This is a genomic window from Olivibacter domesticus (assembly GCF_900109575.1).
In the GTDB taxonomy this organism is placed as follows: Bacteria; Bacteroidota; Bacteroidia; order Sphingobacteriales; family Sphingobacteriaceae; genus Olivibacter; species Olivibacter domesticus.
The window spans coordinates 1,060,896-1,080,168 of the sequence record NZ_FOAF01000001.1 but is presented as its reverse complement, the minus strand read 5'-3'; the positions used below and the strand labels follow the sequence as shown (position 1 = coordinate 1,080,168).

Annotated in this window: 17 protein-coding genes; 10 read left to right on the top strand and 7 right to left on the bottom strand. The window is 39.3% G+C overall.

The genetic code is table 11. The features are described from left to right. The first annotated feature begins 39 nt into the window (after positions 1–39). A complete protein-coding gene (locus tag BMY50_RS04585; protein ID WP_093319104.1) occupies positions 40–1,278 on the top strand; it encodes a hypothetical protein in 1,239 nt (412 codons plus the stop codon). Positions 1,279–1,321: 43 nt separating this feature from the next. Here BMY50_RS04585 and BMY50_RS04580 read toward each other — a convergent pair whose 3' ends face one another. The 3 genes from BMY50_RS04580 to BMY50_RS04570 all read right to left on the bottom strand — a co-directional run bounded on the left by BMY50_RS04580 (position 1,322) and on the right by BMY50_RS04570 (position 5,437). Then, positions 1,322–3,622 carry a GH92 family glycosyl hydrolase gene (locus tag BMY50_RS04580; protein ID WP_093319100.1) on the bottom strand — a complete coding sequence of 767 codons (2,301 nt, stop codon included), beginning with the start codon at positions 3,620–3,622 and terminating at the stop codon, positions 1,322–1,324. Positions 3,623–3,679: 57 nt separating this feature from the next. Then, on the bottom strand, positions 3,680–4,615 hold the full coding sequence (locus tag BMY50_RS04575) for an endonuclease/exonuclease/phosphatase family protein (RefSeq protein ID WP_093319097.1): 936 nt from the start codon (positions 4,613–4,615) through the stop codon (positions 3,680–3,682). A gap of 270 nt (positions 4,616–4,885) precedes the next feature. Then, positions 4,886–5,437 carry an LURP-one-related/scramblase family protein gene (locus BMY50_RS04570; RefSeq protein WP_093319093.1) on the bottom strand — a complete coding sequence of 184 codons (552 nt, stop codon included), beginning with the start codon at positions 5,435–5,437 and terminating at the stop codon, positions 4,886–4,888. Positions 5,438–5,631: 194 nt separating this feature from the next. Here BMY50_RS04570 and BMY50_RS04565 point away from each other — a divergent pair, with 194 nt between their 5' ends. From BMY50_RS04565 to BMY50_RS04540, 6 genes are all read left to right on the top strand, one after another. Continuing rightward, a complete protein-coding gene (locus BMY50_RS04565) occupies positions 5,632–6,147 on the top strand; it encodes a DinB family protein (RefSeq protein ID WP_093319088.1) in 516 nt (171 codons plus the stop codon). 275 nt (positions 6,148–6,422) lie between these two features. Then, on the top strand, positions 6,423–8,858 hold the full coding sequence (locus tag BMY50_RS04560; RefSeq protein WP_093319084.1) for a glycoside hydrolase family 2 TIM barrel-domain containing protein: 2,436 nt from the start codon (positions 6,423–6,425) through the stop codon (positions 8,856–8,858). Between the two features lie 94 nt (positions 8,859–8,952). Then, the gene (locus BMY50_RS04555; RefSeq protein WP_093319081.1) at positions 8,953–9,504 is read left to right on the top strand and encodes a TetR/AcrR family transcriptional regulator; all 552 of its coding nucleotides are present in this window, start codon (positions 8,953–8,955) and stop codon (positions 9,502–9,504) included. A gap of 87 nt (positions 9,505–9,591) precedes the next feature. Next, the gene (locus BMY50_RS04550) at positions 9,592–10,497 is read left to right on the top strand and encodes an NAD(P)/FAD-dependent oxidoreductase (RefSeq protein WP_093319077.1); all 906 of its coding nucleotides are present in this window, start codon (positions 9,592–9,594) and stop codon (positions 10,495–10,497) included. Positions 10,498–10,647: 150 nt separating this feature from the next. Further along, positions 10,648–12,027, top strand: a complete 1,380-nt coding sequence (locus tag BMY50_RS04545; RefSeq protein WP_238383660.1) for a sulfatase-like hydrolase/transferase — start codon at positions 10,648–10,650, stop codon at positions 12,025–12,027. A 117-nt stretch (positions 12,028–12,144) separates the two neighbouring features. Next, the gene (locus BMY50_RS04540; protein WP_093319066.1) at positions 12,145–12,741 is read left to right on the top strand and encodes a GNAT family N-acetyltransferase; all 597 of its coding nucleotides are present in this window, start codon (positions 12,145–12,147) and stop codon (positions 12,739–12,741) included. Between the two features lie 32 nt (positions 12,742–12,773). Here BMY50_RS04540 and BMY50_RS04535 read toward each other — a convergent pair whose 3' ends face one another. Continuing rightward, the gene (locus tag BMY50_RS04535) at positions 12,774–13,127 is read right to left on the bottom strand and encodes a PAS domain-containing protein (RefSeq protein ID WP_162276534.1); all 354 of its coding nucleotides are present in this window, start codon (positions 13,125–13,127) and stop codon (positions 12,774–12,776) included. A gap of 286 nt (positions 13,128–13,413) precedes the next feature. Here BMY50_RS04535 and BMY50_RS04530 point away from each other — a divergent pair, with 286 nt between their 5' ends. Then, the gene (locus BMY50_RS04530) at positions 13,414–13,620 is read left to right on the top strand and encodes a hypothetical protein (RefSeq protein ID WP_093319058.1); all 207 of its coding nucleotides are present in this window, start codon (positions 13,414–13,416) and stop codon (positions 13,618–13,620) included. 16 nt (positions 13,621–13,636) lie between these two features. On the opposite strand, the gene BMY50_RS04525 is transcribed toward BMY50_RS04530, so the two are convergent. Both BMY50_RS04525 and BMY50_RS04520 read right to left on the bottom strand, forming a co-directional pair. Further along, complete coding sequence (locus tag BMY50_RS04525) at positions 13,637–16,153, bottom strand: ABC transporter permease (protein ID WP_093319054.1); 2,517 nt, start codon at positions 16,151–16,153, stop codon at positions 13,637–13,639. A 20-nt stretch (positions 16,154–16,173) separates the two neighbouring features. Further along, positions 16,174–16,830, bottom strand: coding sequence for an ABC transporter ATP-binding protein (locus tag BMY50_RS04520; protein WP_093319050.1), 657 nt, complete (start codon positions 16,828–16,830; stop codon positions 16,174–16,176). A gap of 51 nt (positions 16,831–16,881) precedes the next feature. Between BMY50_RS04520 and BMY50_RS04515 the strand changes: the two genes are divergently transcribed. Both BMY50_RS04515 and BMY50_RS04510 read left to right on the top strand, forming a co-directional pair. After that, positions 16,882–17,562 (top strand): arylesterase, encoded by a 681-nt coding sequence (locus BMY50_RS04515; protein WP_093323566.1) that lies wholly within the window; start codon positions 16,882–16,884, stop codon positions 17,560–17,562. Then, positions 17,532–17,825, top strand: coding sequence for a glycoside hydrolase family 2 TIM barrel-domain containing protein (locus tag BMY50_RS04510; RefSeq protein WP_317040829.1), 294 nt, complete (start codon positions 17,532–17,534; stop codon positions 17,823–17,825). The genes BMY50_RS04515 and BMY50_RS04510 overlap by 31 nt, the downstream gene beginning before the upstream one ends. 23 nt (positions 17,826–17,848) lie before the next feature. On the opposite strand, the gene BMY50_RS04505 is transcribed toward BMY50_RS04510, so the two are convergent. Then, positions 17,849–19,213: a BamA/TamA family outer membrane protein gene (locus BMY50_RS04505; RefSeq protein WP_238383659.1), complete on the bottom strand. Its 1,365-nt coding sequence runs from the start codon at positions 19,211–19,213 to the stop codon at positions 17,849–17,851. Between the last annotated feature and the right edge of the window lie 60 nt (positions 19,214–19,273).

Sequence of the window (19,273 nt, the reverse complement as noted above, 5' to 3'; positions counted from 1 at the left end):
CCTTGTTCATGATATGTTGATAGTTTTGTTGAAATGATAATGAATATTAAAGCTTGTTTTGGAAAAATCTTACTGGCCATCTCGCTGGTGATATGCGGATCTTATTTGCATGCTCAAGATAATACCTTCATAAAATCTTCCTTAAAGAAAGAAACGACGACATTCATGCTTGAAATTGCAAGAGACCTCGTAACTTTTGACAGCGCTAGTGATTCATTGGAAAAACTCAGTGAAGAACAACGGAGGATCGCTTTAAAGCAGACATCTTTTTTTATTAAACTAACTGATTTTCTTCATCGGCACGAGCATGAGTACTTGACATTAAGGCAGCAAGAATTGGCCAAATCGCTTGCTCCTCCCAAACAGTTGGTGGAACTATCATATAAATCTATACCGATGGATGAGGGTTTGTCGAATTTTTATAAAACGCCAGAAATTGCCCGCTTATTATTTATTCGCGCATTACGCCCGGTAGACATCGCTTCTATCGTAGGCAGTTTGCTGATACCTCAAATATTAAATGCTAGCGGAGAGGATTACCGAAAGCAGCTTAGCATATCTCAATTGTATGGCACAAAAACATACGTAAAGCAGCAAGACCTGTATGAATGGAAAATATGGAGCGTGAATAGATTGTACGCTATTCGTTTTTCTTGGAATATTAAAACGGGTGTGTTGAGCGACTTTGGTTATACACCACCGAATACTCGAATGATAGGTGATATTAAATTTTTTCCTTTTATCCAACCTGTTACACTAGCGGATTCACTTTCACTACATTTAAGAGAATACCAATGGAACTTATACGACAGCATGCAGGTAGAGGAAAATGCGTATTATGTTATTAACAATGATTTAGCAATTCGTCTGCAAGATTTTTTTAAAGAAAATAAACAGCAGTACGTGCGTATAAGAAAGCAGCTCTTGGCCGAGAAAGAATTGCCTATTCCTATTCCGGTTATGTATCATTCACTTTATGAAGGATCTGACTTTAAAGATGTTGAAGAGCAATTGTCTAATTTGAACCCTATTGTCATGGAGCCAGAAGACCTCACAATGAATGCCTATATATTCGTAAATTCATCTCAGCATTTCGATCAAGCAAACGTAAGCAAAAAACTGCGGCATAATGCTATAGTAGGGTTTCAGCACCGGGCAGCACCTAGTGATATGCAAGATGTCTGGAAAGTGCAGGCTATTGGTTATGCAGAGATTGTAGAATACAACTGGAATATCGCAACGGGTGAAATTACCGCGATAAAAATATGGGAAAAATAACATGGCCCTATCATTTTGTAGGGCCATGTTATTGCCGACTAAACTATTCGGAAATTTCCCTGCTAAACGAGTAGGGCGCATCTTTGAGATTTACGCCTCGCTCTTTGTTTGGTTCTGCGCTTAAATCGAACTTGATCTTTGCCCCATTGTTAAGATCTTGATGGAGAAAGAAATTCTTGGTGTAGACGTTGTCGTTTACTGTTAAGCCTTTGATGTAACGCTTGTCTTTGCCATTATTAGGGGCTTCTATTGTTACCTCTTTGCCATTTTCTAAGTTAAGTTTTACCGACTTAAAAAGGGGAGAGCCAATTACATATTGATCAGTACCTGGACAAACAGGGTAGAAACCTAGTGCTGAAAACACATACCAAGCAGATGTTTGTCCGTTATCTTCATCACCACAATAACCATCAGGACCTGCGGCATAAAGCTTATCCATCACTTCTCGTGCCCAGTATTGCGACTTCCATGGTTGACCAGAATAGTTATAAAGGTAAATCATATGTTGAATAGGTTGATTACCATGCGCATACTGCCCCATATTCACTACCTGCATCTCACGCATTTCATGAATTACAGAGCGACTTTTCATACCTTCTGCACCTGGAATGATAAACACCGAGTCGAGCATCTGGTTAAACGATTGTTGACCACCCATCAAATCGATTAGGCCTTGTGGATCATGAAAAACAGACCAGCTGTAATGCCAACTATTACCTTCCGTAAAATCTCTGCTCCAATCAGTACCATCAAAGGTGGATTGAAAACTGCCATCTGCCTTTCTGCCACGCATCAATTTATAGGTGGAATCAAATACGTTTTTATAATTTAAGGCTCTTTTTGCGTAAATAGCAATTTCTTTTTTTGGTCTGTTTAGCTTTTTCCCCAAAGAATAAATGGCCCAATCGTCATAAGCGTATTCCAACGTGCGGGCAACGTTCTGACTAATATCTACATCATTCGGAATATAACCATATTTGTTATATTCTTCGTATCCTTTACGGCCTGAAGCCGCTACAGTAGGGTGTACATTATTGGCTCCATGCTTCAATGCTTCCCAAAGAGTGTCAATAGCATAACCTCTCAGACCCTTAATGTAAGCATCTGCCACCACAGAGGCGGAGTTGTTACCCACCATAATATTACGATGCCCGGGACTGGCCCATTCTGGTAAGAAACCACTTTCTTTATAGGCATTCACTAAACCTTCCTGCATCTTGGTATTCATGGATGGGTATACGAGGTTAAGGAAAGGGAATAGTGAGCGAAAGGTGTCCCAAAATCCGGTATCGGTGAACATATAACCGGGTAACACTTTTCCATTATATGGGCTATAATGTATAATTTTTCCTTGAGCATCGACCTCATAAAAGCTTCTTGGAAAAAGTACAGAACGGTAAAGAGATGAATAAAAAGTACGCAGGTTATCGATATTACTGTCAGCTACTTCAATTTTCCCCAAGGTTTTGTTCCAAGTCTGTTTGCCGTTTTCTACCAATTGATCGAAGTTCAGCACCCCCAATTCTTTAAGATTAGTGGTTGCTTGTTCGAAACTGACAAAGGATGATGCCACACGAGCATGTACCTGTTCACCTTTTTTTGTGGTAAAACCGATGATAGCACCACTATGATCGGCATCGACTTCTAACTGATTTTCTTGTATTTGCTGCTGTGCTACAGTAGCTTTGTAGGTGAAGTCCTTATCAAAAACAATAACAAAGTAGTTTTTGAAATTGGCTGGCACTCCGCCACTATTTTTGGTAGTATAGCCGATAATTTTACGTTCCTCAGGGATTACTTTGATATAAGAACCTTTATCAAAGGCGTCTATCGTAACATAAGAATGGTCAGCCTTTGGAAAAGTGAAACGAAACATTGCTGCCCTTTCTGTTGGTGTGATTTCGGTGAGCACATCATGATCGGCTAAATAGACCTTGTAATAATAAGGCTTCGCTACTTCCGCTTTATGTGAAAACCAGCTAGCACGCTCATCTTCATTAAATATTGGCTTGCCAGTTAATGGCATTAATGAGAATTGCCCATAGTCATTCATCCACGGGCTTGGCTGATGTGTTTGTTTAAAACCTCTAATTTTATCGGCTGCATAGGTATACACCCAGCCGTCGCCCATTTTTCCTGTTTGCGGCACCCAAAAATTCATACCCCATGGCATCGCGATAGCTGGGTAGGTGTTACCTGTAGAAAGTTCAAACTTAGACTGACTGCCAACCAATGTACTGACGTAAGAAACTGGATCTGCTTGCTCCTGTGCAATAACTATTGAAGAGATAGCTGTACAAAAAATAATAAGAAAGGCCCTTTTAAGGCTTATTGGTAAATTCATTTCGTTTCTTTAGAAAGGGTTTACTGACTTGTTTTTTAAAAATTCATATTTAACTTACTATTCAGGCATTTCAATACTTACCATCACTGGAAAATGATCGGACGGTACACGAGCGCGATAGTCTTTTAAGCTCACCTCTTTTGGAAAGTTGCCCGACTGGTAGGCCTCTGCAGGATTTTTCAAAGGGGATCGATAACTGTCCGTTAAGACACCATACCTGAATACCTTAAAATCAGTTGTGAGAAAGATATGGTCGATACGATTATCGGTTTTACTATTTGGATTAAAATTGTTAAAAGTACCGTTGGTGGCGTATTTAATATTCGCTTTTCCATAAGCATCTTCCATAATATGAGATTGTTCTAACACCTGATAGCTGTCGCTATGCTGGTCTACATTGAAATCTCCCGTTAGAATAGCTGTATGATTACCGGCTAGTTCTTTTACTTTGCTTAAAATAAGCTTTGCACTTTCCTTTCGAGCTGTAGTACCTACGTGATCAAAATGAACATTGAAAAAATAAAGTGTCTTCCCGTTCTCTTTCAATTGCAATTTTGCCCAGCTACAGATACGTGGCAACACGGCATCCCAGCCTTTATTAGGTCTATCTGTTTGGGTGGATAGCCAGAAATCACCATGGTCTATTAACTGAAATTTATCGGTATTATAAAAAATTGCTGAATATTCACCTGCTTCTTTGCCATCATCGCGACCGCGACCGGTATACGTGTAATGGGGAAGATTTTTTTTGAGATCCTCCAATTGATGATGAAGACCTTCCTGCGTGCCGAAAATATCAAAATCGTGGAAACGTATCAAGTCGCTTATAACCGGATAACGCTGTTGCCAACCATCACCTCTCGCAGCATCTTCTTTGTTATTGTCGTTACGAATGTTGTAGGTGGCGATATTGAGACGTTGCGCCTGTAATACGGATGAAAATAAGGATAGACCAATAAGTAATAAATAGAATTTTTCTTTGAATAAATACATAATATGTGCTGTTGTTTTAGTTTTTATCGATTATTCTATAGCTAAATTGATTTAGCTAATATGCTTAGATTATCCTTTTATCGCAAGTTTTTTTAGCTGAAAAACAAGGGATATGGTTAAAATTGTTACATACGATTATATATGCCAGACAAAACTAAGCTTTTAAAACTAAAAATAATGTATAAAGAAGCAGTTCGTGATCTATCGGATGATCTATTTTATTTTTATAGTTGTTATTCCAGTCGAGGCCTTACGCGCGCATCGAACGCTTTACCTTGCTTGCCATTGGGAATCAAATTTTTTTGCTTGAAAACCTATGTTGCCTATGTTGATGGTCATCACCTGGGTATCGTGGTGGCCTGATACATTATCAATGATTAGACAAAAAGAAATCATTAAATCGACATCGCAATCGTCATTAGCGATAATCTTATAACTATCTCCTTCAAACCAGGTAATGATGCTTTTTTCCCACCATGCAACTTGCTGATTGTTTTTAAAAATCGAGTATTTTAGCCCCCTGTGCCTATATATATCGTATATATCGGCGTTAGATCGACATTGATAATGTCGTTTCCAGAATGATTTTGTTCTGAATGCTAAGACCTGGTGATCCTTTTTGGTAATATCATATGCAGGCTTTAACCAAGTGAATTTTCTGTTGATGATCAAATGCGGCGTAACGCCACTACTTTCGAAAAGAAGAATTTTTGCCAACAGTTGTAAAAGCTGCCTAGAGGCTTTGTGCGTAGGCTGACCATTCGTAAATATACTATATTTGCCGCCTATTGCTATTTTTTTTTGTGCAACAATAATTTCCATTCTTCATTGATATGTTTTCACAAATATAATCTTTCTGATAAGAAAGATTTTGGTTCTAACTATGTACTTAGCGATAGAAAGTAAGGGGTATAGTCGTAAATCACTCATATTCTGTCGTATTTACACCAGAAAGCAATGGACGGAATGTTATACTTTTGTTTACTATAAAGTTATGGTTATAAAGAGGCTATTTTATGAAAAACCAATATAATGAGTTGATACAAGCATTTGATGGAATTACCAACGAATTGCTACAATTACTTCATTCTTTAACGGAGGGGCAATTGAATGGCGTACTTATTCCTGGTAAATGGACACCTGGTCAGCTAGGTCTGCATCTTTATAAGGCATACGCTGCAATCTATATTTTAAAGGGAAATACGAAGCCTGCCAACAGGCCCATCGATCAAAAAGTAGCAAAAATTAAAGGTGTCTTACTGAATTTCGATAACAGCTATGAGGCACCCGTAGAAGTTATTCCAACAGGTGCGCCGGTGCAGAAGAGAAGACTGCTCAAAGGGTTAGAGGAAAGGGTTGTTGCCTATAAAGAAGTGCTTTTGCATCAGGATCTTGCTGTTATTTGTACTGACTTTGCTATTCCGGAATATGGTGAATTTACGCGTCTAGAGTGGCTATGGTTTGATACTTATCATACTATGCGCCATGTGAAACAATTAAAACAGATGCTACAATTAGCGAAGGAAGATTGATATCGTTTATGGAGCGCATCTGCGCTATCAGGAATCTTCCATACCTGATAAAAAGTGCCCATAAGAATTCCGATTGTTCTTCTAGAATTGGGCGGGTTGTTATTATTACCTATCTATACTCAGGATTTACCCTCATGCTATTCTATATATATAAGCATCAATTTAAAAAAATTGGATAAATTGCAGCTGTTCATAGCACACGATAAATGCCCGCTGGTACAACGTTTAGTTGGGATGTTGGCGCAATTTGGTTAGAATAATATTAAGTAAATAAAATGAATATACGTACCGTTTTTACGATTTTATGTTGTTTTTATAGCTGTTTTGTATCGGCTCAGAGTAGAAAAGAACTAATGCTAGAAGAAGGGTGGCGCTTTATAAAGGGAGAGCAGGTTGGCGCTGAGCAGCCTAGTTATGATGACAAGGCGTGGCAGGATGTAAAAGTGCCACACGATTGGGCGATTACAGGTCCTTTCGATAAAGAGGTTGATAAACAGACAGTAGCAATAACGCAAAATGGTGAAACAATACCAACCGAAAAAACAGGAAGAACAGGTGCCTTGCCTTATGTAGGGGTTGGCTGGTATCGAACAGATCTACCAAAAGAATCTTTTGACAGCCGAAAAGCTACCCTGATTTTTGATGGTGCAATGAGTGAAGCCACCGTTTTTGTGAACGGTAAAAAGGTGGGGTATTGGCCTTATGGTTATAACTCCTTCTATTTCGATATTACGCCTTATTTGAACAAGCAGGGTGGAAATATACTAGCAGTTCGGTTGCAGAATACGCCGGAATCGTCCCGTTGGTACCCTGGAGCGGGAATCTATCGCCCGGTACGTTTGTTATTAACGAATACAACGGCTATCGCTACTTGGGGATTAGCAGTGAGCACACCCGTAGTGTCGGAAACGTATGCCAAGATCAACATAAAAGCTGCGTTGGAAGAAGCACAGCATAGAAAGTTACGGATCAAAACAGCTATCCTAGATAATCAGGGGAAAGTGATCAAGAACCACGAAAGAGATGTAGAAATGATTGGTCGCCTATTCGAAGACAATATAGAATTGGAAAACCCCAGCTTATGGTCTCCCGAAAGCCCTAGTCTATATTATGCTAGGGTGTCTATTTATGAAGGGACGGATTTATTGGACGTGGATTCAGTACGTTTTGGGATTCGAGAGGTACAGATAAATGCCGAAAAGGGATTCATCTTAAACGGAAAAGCAAGGAAGATTAAGGGTGTGTGTTTACATCATGATCTGGGGCCTTTGGGAACTGCCATTAACAAGGCCGCATTAAAACGGCAGTTATTGATCATGAAGGAGATGGGTGCGGATGCTATCCGTACCGCGCATAACATGCCCGCGCCTTGGCAAATGGATCTGTGCGATGAAATGGGTATTATGGTGATGGCTGAAAGCTTTGATGAATGGAAAGCTGCAAAATGTAAAAATGGTTATAATCGTTTCTTTGAGGATTGGGCCGAACGCGATCTGATTAATCTCATTCGTCTTCATCGTAATCATCCTTCCATTATCATGTGGAGTATAGGTAATGAAGTGCCGGAACAGAGTATAGCAGGCGGAAATCGTATTGCCAAGCGTTTACAGGATATTTGTCATCGCGAAGACCCGACACGACCGGTAACCTGCGGAATGGATAGAGTGGATAACGCTATTGCGAGCGGTTTTGCTGCTATTTTAGATGTGCCTGGACTTAACTATAGAACACAAAAATACGAACTTGCTTATGATAAGTTGCCGCAAGGATTTATATTGGGATCTGAAACGGCTTCTACTGTAAGTTCGCGAGGCGTTTATAAGTTGCCGGTGGAAGTGTTAAAACAAAAAACTTATTCGGATGGGCAGTCGTCTTCATATGATCTGGAAAGCTGTAGTTGGTCCAATTTGCCAGAAGATGATTGGCAATTACAGGATGATAAACCTTGGGTTATAGGTGAATTCGTTTGGACAGGTTTCGATTATTTGGGTGAGCCTACTCCTTATGATGAATATTGGCCTGCACGAAGTTCTTATTTTGGCATATGCGATTTGGCCGGGTTGCCTAAAGATCGTTATTACCTTTACCGAAGCAAATGGAACAAGGTGACTCATACTTTACATCTTTTGCCACATTGGAATTGGGAAGGGCACGAAGGGGATACCATACCCGTATATTGTTATACAGACTATCCTTCGGCAGAACTCTTTGTGAATGGTATCAGTCAGGGTAAAATTAAGAAGAACCGTGATTCGAAATTGGATCGCTATCGACTGCGATGGAATAACGTTGTCTATCAACCAGGTACCCTCAGGGTGGTGGCTTATGATGAAAACGGAACAGTGGCAGAGGAGCGACAAATACATACTGCCGGAAAGCCTGTTGGTTTAAGATTAACGGCTGATAGGGAGGAGCTGGTTGCCAATGGGAATGACCTTTCCTTTGTAACGGTGGAGGTGGTAGATAAAGACGGTAATTTATGCCCTCAAGCGAACCTTCCACTTACTTTTAAAGCAAAAGGCGCAGGGGCTTTTAAAGCGGTTTGTAATGGTGATCCCACCTCATTAGAATTGTTTCACGAACCGATGATGAAAACATTTAACGGAAAGTTAGTGGTGATTATACAAGCGGATAAAAAAGCGGGGATAGTTCATCTTAATATAGAAGGCAAAGGCATTAAAAGCAAGGGAATGGCATTGGCTGTCAAATAGTGCGCTGCCTGTTTTCGATAATGCTTGCTTATTTGTGACAAATATATGTCACAAATCTGAGAAATTAGTCATACAATTGTGCGGAGGTAGTACGATGGATACGCAACAAAATATAATCGATTCGGCCATTTTGGTTTTCAACGATGATCTTTCGGCATCACTGGAGAAGGTGGCAGATAAGGCGATGGTAACAAGAAGAACACTTCATCGGTATTTTAAAGATAGAAGTGAATTGGTAGCCGCCTGTGCCACGGATATGCGAAGACGTTGTAGTAAAGCTATGGCGAATGCGTTAAATAGCTCTACTAATCCTTTAGAGCAGTTGGAGCAGATGTTATATGCAGGAGTGGATTGCGGCGCTAAATATTCATTTTTTCATAAAATGCATAATAAGGAGGGGCATCAGCATCATCATCAGAACAAAGATTGTGCAGAATATGATGCCATGTATCAGCATTATCAAGCGGTTATTTTAAAGTTACAGGATGAGGGAAAGGTTAGTAAACAACTAACCAACGAATGGATATTTATGTTTTTCACAGGGGTTGTTAGTGCAACAGTTAAAGCAGATTCAATGGGTACGGTAGCTAAGCAAAGTTTAAAGCAATTTGCATGGTTTTCTTTTAGTAAGGGAATCGGAATTTAAAAAAATTTGACCACCCATGTCTCAATTTTGAGACATGGGTGGTGGGTGATCTCACAAAACAGGTATAAAAAATTTAAGCAATATCATATGGAAAACAACAATTTTGAAGTAGTCATTATAGGTGGTAGCTATGCTGGTTTGTCGGCAGCAATGGCGCTAGGACGCGCAATCCGTAAAGTACTTATTATTGATGGGGGTAAACCTTGTAATCAACAAACACCACATTCGCATAATTTCCTTACGCAAGACGGTAACACTCCTGCTGAAATTACTAGACTGGGGCGCGAACAGGTGCTTGCTTATCCAACGGTGCAATTGGTTGATGACGAGGTGACTTCAGTGCAAGGTGAAAACCTTCAGTTTCGTATTGAGACTATTAGCGGAAAACGAATACAGGCTAAAAAAGTAATTTTTGCGACGGGTATTAAAGATGAAATGCCGTTGATAGCCGGCTTTGCTGCGTGTTGGGGGATTTCTGTTATCCATTGCCCTTATTGTCATGGTTATGAGTATCGGGAAGAACGTACAGGTTTGTTCATGAATGGAGAAATGGCCTTTGAAAAGGCACGGCTGATTCGTAATTGGACGAAACAGCTTACCATTTTTACGAATGGCAGTTCTACGATTGGTGCTGTGCAGGAAGAAAAATTAGCAACTATGAACATAAATATAGTTGAAATACCATTAAAAAAGATTGAACATAAAGATGGTTATCTCAGTCGTCTTCATTTTACGGACGACAGTTCTATTCCGCTTACAGCGCTTTATGCGCAGGTTCCATTTGTGCAACATTGTCAGATACCGGCGAGCATGGGATGCGTTTTAACTGATACAGGACATTTACAAGTAGATAATTTTCAGAAAACAAGTATTCCTGGTGTCTTTGCTGCGGGAGATAACACCACTATGTTTAGGGGCGTATCAATGGCGGTAGGGGCAGGCACCGTTGCAGGAGCTTTTATTAACCATGAGCTTATTACTGAAGGTTATTAAATGAATATTATGATTTTAACTGTCTGCTAATGTTTTTGTAGGTTTAGGTGAGAAAATAATTTAAAAACCAAGCTTGAAAGTAGGTATGCTTGAGAAATATTTTTATATCTTGCTTGCTTAACCCTCTTACTGAAAATTAAATTAATGATTGTGAAAAAGTCAGTTGCTCCATTCGATAAAGTCCTTTTAGTTAGTTTGTTTCTTATCTGTTCATTAACAAACATTAGTGCACAGGATAAACCAAATATTATTTTTGTATTGGCAGATGACATGGGATACTCAGATCTAAGCTGTTACGGGAATCCAAGTATATCGACACCTTTTTTAGACGAGATGGCCGCCAAGGGAGTTAGAGCAACTGATTATGTTGTATCAAGCCCTTCTTGTACGCCTTCACGTGCGTCGTTATTAACGGGCAGGTATGCTTCACGCTATAACTTACCTGATCCCATTGGGCCTGGCTCACCGCTTGGACTGCCTGATGAAGAAATAACTATTGCAGAGATGTTAAAGGAAATTGGCTACCGTACCGCACTTATAGGAAAGTGGCACTTAGGAGAAAAGCATGACTATAATTATCCTACTGCGCAAGGTTTTGATTCATTTTTTGGCATGCTGTATAGTCATGATTACCGAGACCCTTACGTAAAAACGGATATCACCATTAAAATTTTCAGAAATCGTACACCGGAAGTTGTGCGCCCGGCAGACTCTTCGCTTAGCCGTATTTATAATGAGGAGGCTATACGCTTTATCAAAGCCCAACGTAAGGATCAACCTTTTTTTCTATATTATGCCCATAATATGCCCCATTTGCCTGTTGCATTTGCTGCGCAGGCGGATGCAATGAAAAATATGCAGGAAGCTGGGCCATTGGGAGCAGTAGTAGAAGATTTGGATAAACGTATTGCTGCGTTGTGGAAAGTATTGGAAGAACAAGGCTTAGCGGATAATACCATTTTATTTTTCTCTAGCGATAATGGCCCATGGATAGAGTATCCGGTGCGTATGAGTGGCGATGGCGCTACTAAAAACTGGCATGCGGGCACAGCTGGCGTTTTCAAAGGCTCAAAAGCGCAAACTTATGAGGGAGGAGTACGCGTGCCTTTTATAGTATATTGGAAAGGTCATACACTTGATGGAGGGCTCCTGAGAAATGCCATCAGCAACCTGGATATATTACCGACACTGGCAGAATGGACCGGGGCTCCATTACCGAAAAATCGTATCTTGGATGGACAGTCGATCGCGTCTTTATTAACTGGGGAAGTGAATAGTAACGGGTATGAGCATCGACCTATTTATTTGGTAAATCATGGTAAAGTGGAAGCCGTAAAAAGTGGGAATTGGAAATATAGAGAGCTACCGGCTGGTATCAATAATAATTCAGGAAAACCATATGATGCTGCTAAAGAATTGTTTAATACTGCTTATGACCCAAGCGAACGTACAAATGTAATAGAAGAATTTCCAGATAAAGCTAAAGAACTGAAAGCGCTCTTCAATGCTTTTCCAGAAGAGCATAAATAGCAACGGAGTGTATTGAAAGCTTTTGTTTAATTATAGTGAAAATTCGGAAGTTGTTATTGTTAGTCGTATATTGGGCTCTAGCTAACGATAATCGGTTACTATTATAGATCTAAATTTATGAACTTCAATCTGGTAAATAATGTGCATTTAGAGAATGAACGTGTTTTATTACGTCCGTTACAGCTGGAGGATTATGATCATCTTTTACCCTTTGCATTGAATGAACCAGATATCTGGAGGTATTCGATTACCTCCGTTGCAGGTGGACTAGGCATCAAAAATTATATTGATACTGCTCTCAGCGCTAGGGAGGCAGGTAGGGAATACCCTTTTATTATTTTTGATAAACTTGCGAATAAGTATGCTGGTAGTACCAGGTTTTATGATATACAGCATGACCACAAGACGCTCCAGCTCGGCTATACCTGGTATGGCGAAAACTTTAGAAGAACGGGGCTAAATAAGCACTGCAAGTATTTGCTATTACGATATGCCTTTGAAAAATTAGGCGCTGAAAGGGTAGAGTTTAGGGCAGACGTGGATAATGAAGCAAGTATTGCCGCGATGAAAAGTATTGGCTGTACAGTAGAGGGTGTATTGAGAAATCATCTGAAAAAAGAAAATGGAAGTAGAAGAACTTCCATTGTTTTAAGTATACTAAAAGAGGAATGGCACGAGGCCATCAAAGCTCAATTAGAAAGCAAATTGATATGAAATGCCTCTATCTGCCCTAATTGGGCTGTGCTTTACACTAATCCTTCAATTTTTATGGTTGAATCGAATTCCGTGTGACTGATAGTAAAATGAATCAGTGCACCTGTTTTCAATGAATTCATCTTTATAACCGTGTTTTTTCGCTGCATAATACTTGCATTAATAGCTTGATGACAATGGGCGGGTATACTCACACATATAATATCCCAAAAATTATGTCCTAGTAATGTCTTGGCATCATATCCCAACAACTGAGCGGCTCTTTCGTCAACAGAAATTATTTCGTTTTGCAAATTCGTCTTTAAATACCCAGATGTCTGGATAGGATTAAATGAAGGAATACCATTATATCTAATGCCGCGATATTTGTTATGTGCTGTACGCATGTCTTTGTTTTTTACTTTATAACAATTATGCCTTGTTTTTGTTAGCATAATTTTTTTTAAAAAAATAGATAAATATTGAAGTCTGCCTTTGAATATGACTTGTTGAGATGGATATGTTTAAATATTTAAAAATCAATGAATTTTATTTAACAGATTAAAACCCTTAGCATCCTCAGCTGTTATTAAATAGACATCGAAGAATAGCAGTAGGGACGAAAAATCTGAATAAATTGAGTTGTTAGAAATTAAAGCAAAACAAAATGATAGGCTACTAAACTGAAGTGTTATGAAAATTTATAGATATGACGACGACCATGGAAAATGGACCGTAAATAATTTTCCATTTAATGAGAGTAATTTAAACCCGAATGTTCAGGAAAAAGCAGTAGAAATTGCTAATAAACTTTATGAGGAAGGAGAGCCGGAGGGGGATTTGTTATACGATAAGGCTGTTGCTAAAGCGAAAGAATGGTTTCTAGAGATGGAAGGTTAAAGCGTGCGCGTTGACTTCAAACTTCTTTTCTCAGTACGACTAAGGGTGGTTGATTTAAAGCAGAGCGACTATTAAATAGCCCAATAAATAAAGTTAGGCCCGACACACCGAATAATAACAACAAGATAACTGAAATAGAAGGTTTGAACGATGCTTCAAAAATAAAAAATGCTAACAAAAAACTAGCAATTGATGCCAATATAATTCCGGTTATAGATGCCAATAAACCTAACAATAAATATTCGCAGCCTGTAATGGTAAATAGCTGGCGGCGAGAAGCACCCAATGTTCTTAATAATACGTTTTCTTGTATACGTTGGTATTTACTGATCATAATAGCGGCAATCAATACAACAATACCGGTAAGTATACTGAAGGCCCCTATAAATTTGATTACAAAACCTATTTTATCTAAAATGCTATCTAACACGCTTAATATTAAATCTAAATCGATTATAGATATGTTTGGAAATCGTTTAACTAGCAATTGCTGTATATCTGCAGAGACCCTATCATTTGGTACTCTTGTCATAATTACATGAAATTGCGGCGCATTATCAATTACGCCAAGAGGAAAGAGCACCCTGAAATTTGTTTGCATCCTATTCCAATCTACCTCTCTTAAGCTCCCAATTATAGTAGGTATAACTACCCCTTGCACATTAAATTGTAAACGATCACCTACCTTTACCTTTAATCGTTTGGCATAGCTTTGATCTAAGGATATTTTAGCGGTATCTCCCACCATAGATTTTTCAATCCATTGACCATCAGTTATTTTTTCAGATGGATCTAATGTACTTTTATAGGTGGCTCTAATTTCTCCTCCAAAGGCACGCGTGGAAAAACCTAAGGTGCTATCTTTTCTTACATCTTCTAAAGTATAATTGTTTATGGCTGTTAACTGCATGGTTACTATAGGTGTTTTTTGCAATACTGGAAGCTTAGATCGCTTTATAAGAGCGGCGACTTCATCCTTTTGTGAAGATTGAATATCAAATAACACCATGTTGGGTTGATTCTTAGAAGAAGATAAGGTAACGCGATTAAGAAGAATCCCTTGTATGAAAAAGAGTGAAGCAATTAAAGCTGTACCAAGGCCAATAGCAACTATCAGCATCACTGTCTGATTATTGGGGCGGTATAGATTTGCTAAACCCTGCCTCCATACATAGGGCCAGGAAAGTGGCGTATACTGTCTTAACGCTTTCATTAGGAGAACGGCTGTTCCATAGAGGACAACAAAGGCCATGGAAATGCCCATTACAAAGGCTATGCTTTGATACCAACTATTTAATTGGAAACGGGAAAATATTGTAATAAAGATAATTATACACAAGTAAACTAAGTTTTTAAGAGCGTCACCTTTACTAATGCTTAAACGATCATTACTTTGAATTCTTAATGTGTAGAGTGGTGATACTTTCCGTACACTAAGCAAGGGAATAAGCGAAAATAGAAGGGACATAGAAAGGCCAATTAAGATGCCTTGTACAATGGCCGACCATGAAATGTCACTACGAACATTTACTGGTAAAAAGTCTTTTAATATCCAAGGTAACACTTGCTGTACTATGGCACCTAATATAACCCCTGAAAGGGCTCCAATGGTGCTAATACCTATAATCTGCGCCAAATAAATAAGAAAGGTTTGGTGTGAACGAGCACCTATACATCGCAAGATAGCTACGCTAGGTAATTTCTCTTTTACGTACACATGGATGGAACTGGACACTCCCAAACAGCCCAACATTAAGGCAATGAATCCTACTAATCCAAGGAAGTCAGTGAGATCTGTAAAGGACCTTCCGGTATTTTCTTTCGTACTAGCAATGGTTTCGGTTCGAAGACTTAGCTGCTCAAATTGATCGTCTAAATGTTCGACAAGTTTATCTACCGGATAATTATCTAAAAAACGGAAATAATATTTATAATTAATACGGCTACCTTTCTGTGAAAGCCCTGTTTTTTCAAGAAGTGACAGTGGCATAAAGATGGTAGGGGCCACCGATCCGGAAATGACTGTTTTTCCAGGAGTATTAATTAATGACCCAGCAATCTGAAAGTTCAAATCGCCAAGTTTGACGGTATCACCCACTGCGGCATTAAATTGCAGAAGCAATGTTTTATCTACAAGTATCTTTTGATCATCAAGAAAAGTGAAGGCAGCTGCTGCTGGTGAGGTTTCCAAAGCCCCATAAAATGGATAAGCACCCGTTAATGCTCGTATTTGTACTAAACGCGTGCCACCATTTTTTATAAAATTTGCCATAGAAGCAAACTGATGTTCCTCTGCGTGCGATTGACTAAGGTTTATCAACGAATCGATCAGCTTGTGAGCGGAAACCGTCAACGGCTTGCCGCTGCTTATTTCTAAATCTGCACCTATTAGGCTTGCAGCTTGATTATCGATTTCTTGTTTAAGGTTCTTACCGAAGGCAGCTATTGCCACTAATGCCGCTATACCCAACACAATGGACGAGATAAAAAACAGCAGTCGAGATCTATTCTTACGACTATCGCGCCAAGCCATTTTGATTATCCACCATCCGTTCACACTAAGACTCCTCCTTTTAAGCGAATGATATGTTCTGTTTTGTTTGCAAGTTCTAGATCGTGAGTTACCAACACGAGCGTAGTACCAGCGTCTCTATTTAAGTTGAAGAGCAACTGCTCCACTTTTTGGCCTGTCTCTGTATCAAGATTGCCCGTTGGTTCATCAGCAAACAAAATTTTAGGATTATTAGAAAAAGCTCTTGCCAAAGCGATACGCTGCTGTTCGCCACCAGATAATTCACTGGCGTAATGCGTGGCTCTGTCGGCCAATCCTACCTTATCAAGCAAAGCTAAGGCTTTCTTTTTAGCGTTTAAAGCTCCTTGAAGCTCCATAGGAACCATTACATTTTCTAGCGCAGTTAAGGTAGGTAACAACTGAAAATTTTGGAATACAAAACCAACATGTTGATTACGGATTTGTGCCAGCCCATCTTCATCAAGTTCACTAAGTAATGAATCATATAGGGTAATACTTCCTGCATCGTAGCGATCAAGTCCGGCGCAGAGACCCAATAGGGTGGTCTTGCCGCTTCCAGAAGGGCCAACGATTGCAGCGGTTTCTCCGGGTGCTACTTCGAAACTGATATTGTTCAACACTGTTAACTTGTTGAAACCACTTTGATAAATCTTTGAAATATTTTTAACGCTGAGCATTGTCCTACAAATGACGAGCTAATGAATTTTTTGTTTAAATTAGCTCTAATTATGCAGATAAGATTGATTATATCAACAATTGTTACATTGCTTTCCATATCTTGCTCAAACAGCAGTAAAGAAAAAGCATCAGCGGAACAGGAAAATAAGAACGAAAAAGAAGTATCTACATCTACTCGTAAGAATATTTTGTTTTTTGGCAACAGCCTTACTGCGGGCTATGGGTTAGAAAGTCCAGAAGAAGCCTTTCCCGCGAGGATTCAACAGAAGATAGATTCCTTGAAATTACCATATAAAGTAATTGGTGCAGGTTTAAGTGGAGAAACGAGTGCAGGTGGAAATGAGCGTATTGAATGGGTACTAAAACAGCCTTTTGACATCTTTGTGCTGGAACTTGGTGCCAATGATGGTCTTCGTGGATTAGCTACTGAAGCAACATACCAGAACTTAGCAAGCATTATAAAAAAAGTAAGGGCTATCAATCCCGATTGCCAGATTGTGCTAGCAGGTATGATGGTTCCGCCGAGTATGGGAAGTACTTATGTGAAAAAATTTCAAGCGATATTTCCTGCTCTGGCGAAGGAATATCGGTTATTTCTTATTCCTTTTTTACTAGAGGGTGTAGGTGGGGAAGTTGAACTGAACCAAAAAGATGGAATCCATCCCACCAGTGCTGGGCAAAAAATTTTAGCAGAAAACGTCTGGAAGGTGCTGGAGCCATTACTTCAGTAGACTTTGCATTTTATGCTAATGTTTTTAAGAAAGGTATTAGATTCTTTGTCAACGAAATTAAAGTAAAATTTAAAGGTGTAAATCGACACAGCGCATGGCTTACCATCGGAAGGACGATGAGTAAGGCAAAAAGTGAGTTGGATGTAAACCTGATTAAAGATATGAATATGAATGCGGTTAGGATGTCGCACCATCCGCCCGACAGTCGTTTTTTAGATGTATGTGATTCTTTGGGACTTTTTGTGATAGACGAACTAACCTGATGGCAGAAAAGGTAATTTTCTATTTAGAAGGCCTCGTTTAAACCTAGGAAAAAGCCCCTTGCGCCGTATTTACCAAAAGCATAATCGAGGCATAGATTTGTACGTGTATTTTTGTTAAAGAGTACACGTAGGCCAGCACCTCCTCCTGGCTGCCACCGTTCGAATAGTTTGGTGCCAAGTTCATCATTAGTTGTTTGTATATTAAAGAATGTAACACCACTTAGAAATTTGTTTCGTGTAATGGGAAAACGATATTCTACTTCTGAATAGAAATATAAAGGGCCTCTAAAATAAGCTACGGTATAACCTCTGCCGCTGCGAAAGTTCATGTCCTTACCCGTTCCAGGTAATTCCAAGTAGGGCAGGGCTCCGCTTACTAAATATGAACCCCAGTTCCAAAAGGCAATTACATGTTCTGGATTACGTTCGGATAGGCTCCAATATTTTCTAAAGTCTGTGCTGAGTTGTACGGCACTTTTTGTACTTCCAATCCACGTTTGATTTACCCGAATACCAACATCCGAATAGATACCGTTATAGGGACGGTTTTGATTATCGCGTGTTGTGTATTGTACATTGAAGAGGAAACCATTTGACATATAGTCTTCTCCGTCAAAGCCATATTTTTGATTATAAATTTTATAGGGAGTTAATACATCTTCTTCCACTCTCTCGTCAATTTTCCTTCTGATATCAATGGAAACACCTGCTCCAACAAATAAGTTCTCTTGAATTTGTTTGTACACCTTTTCTCGAAAATTATAAAACTGTGCCCGTTGTACATATACTTTACGATCTGGATTCGTTAATATACGATCCGCTTCGGTATTTCCTGCAACATGGCCAATGCCCAACCCATAATCGGGAGAAACTGTTTTTGCTGCAACCAGACTTCCTTGAAAATTCCACTTATTTCCAGGTGTATAAATGTTGTGGCTGAGGTAAAAATAAATAATACCTTTTGTAGTAATGGAAGCTGAGGTCGCAGCGACCGACATCAAGGTATTTGGGTCATTGCCTAGTACTTTACCAGCTACTGCCTTAATTCCGATCTGTGCTCCAATGCTAGGATTGTAAGCTATATTAGGCATAGGCGTTATTCCCGATGGTTTTCGAAGTGAATCTGGTTTTCTTTTGGGATGGATAACGTTCCGGATCAAATCACTGATATCGTATTGACCACTTGTGGAGAGAAGATCCTGTTGGACCTTTAAAGAATCTGCTCTTATTGAATCAGCCTTCAGTGAGTCGGTAGGTACGGTTGCTTGGCCAAATCCCTTGTTATGTAAACTTAATAACACAACTAGTAATAATGTTCTGAAAACTACATAAATATTACAGCGATTAACCTGTAGTGCGGGTATAGGGAATAAAGAGTTAAATTTCAATTTCAATTCGCTTAAATACTTTAATATACGATTGCAAATTTCTAAACCTAAAAGGAGCGA

Coding starts and splice junctions, on each gene's coding strand:
- BMY50_RS04555 (WP_093319081.1), top strand. CDS start 8,953: ATGGATACGCAACAAAATATAATCGATTCGGCCATTTTGGTTTTCAAC.
- BMY50_RS04535 (WP_162276534.1), bottom strand. CDS start 13,127: ATGCGTACAGCACATAACAAATATCGCGGCATTAGATATAATGGTATT.
- BMY50_RS04575 (WP_093319097.1), bottom strand. CDS start 4,615: ATGTATTTATTCAAAGAAAAATTCTATTTATTACTTATTGGTCTATCC.
- BMY50_RS04525 (WP_093319054.1), bottom strand. CDS start 16,153: ATGGCTTGGCGCGATAGTCGTAAGAATAGATCTCGACTGCTGTTTTTT.
- BMY50_RS04520 (WP_093319050.1), bottom strand. CDS start 16,830: ATGCTCAGCGTTAAAAATATTTCAAAGATTTATCAAAGTGGTTTCAAC.
- BMY50_RS04570 (WP_093319093.1), bottom strand. CDS start 5,437: ATGGAAATTATTGTTGCACAAAAAAAAATAGCAATAGGCGGCAAATAT.
- BMY50_RS04565 (WP_093319088.1), top strand. CDS start 5,632: ATGAAAAACCAATATAATGAGTTGATACAAGCATTTGATGGAATTACC.
- BMY50_RS04585 (WP_093319104.1), top strand. CDS start 40: ATGAATATTAAAGCTTGTTTTGGAAAAATCTTACTGGCCATCTCGCTG.
- BMY50_RS04515 (WP_093323566.1), top strand. CDS start 16,882: ATGCAGATAAGATTGATTATATCAACAATTGTTACATTGCTTTCCATA.
- BMY50_RS04530 (WP_093319058.1), top strand. CDS start 13,414: ATGAAAATTTATAGATATGACGACGACCATGGAAAATGGACCGTAAAT.
- BMY50_RS04550 (WP_093319077.1), top strand. CDS start 9,592: ATGGAAAACAACAATTTTGAAGTAGTCATTATAGGTGGTAGCTATGCT.
- BMY50_RS04540 (WP_093319066.1), top strand. CDS start 12,145: ATGAACTTCAATCTGGTAAATAATGTGCATTTAGAGAATGAACGTGTT.
- BMY50_RS04560 (WP_093319084.1), top strand. CDS start 6,423: ATGAATATACGTACCGTTTTTACGATTTTATGTTGTTTTTATAGCTGT.
- BMY50_RS04580 (WP_093319100.1), bottom strand. CDS start 3,622: ATGAATTTACCAATAAGCCTTAAAAGGGCCTTTCTTATTATTTTTTGT.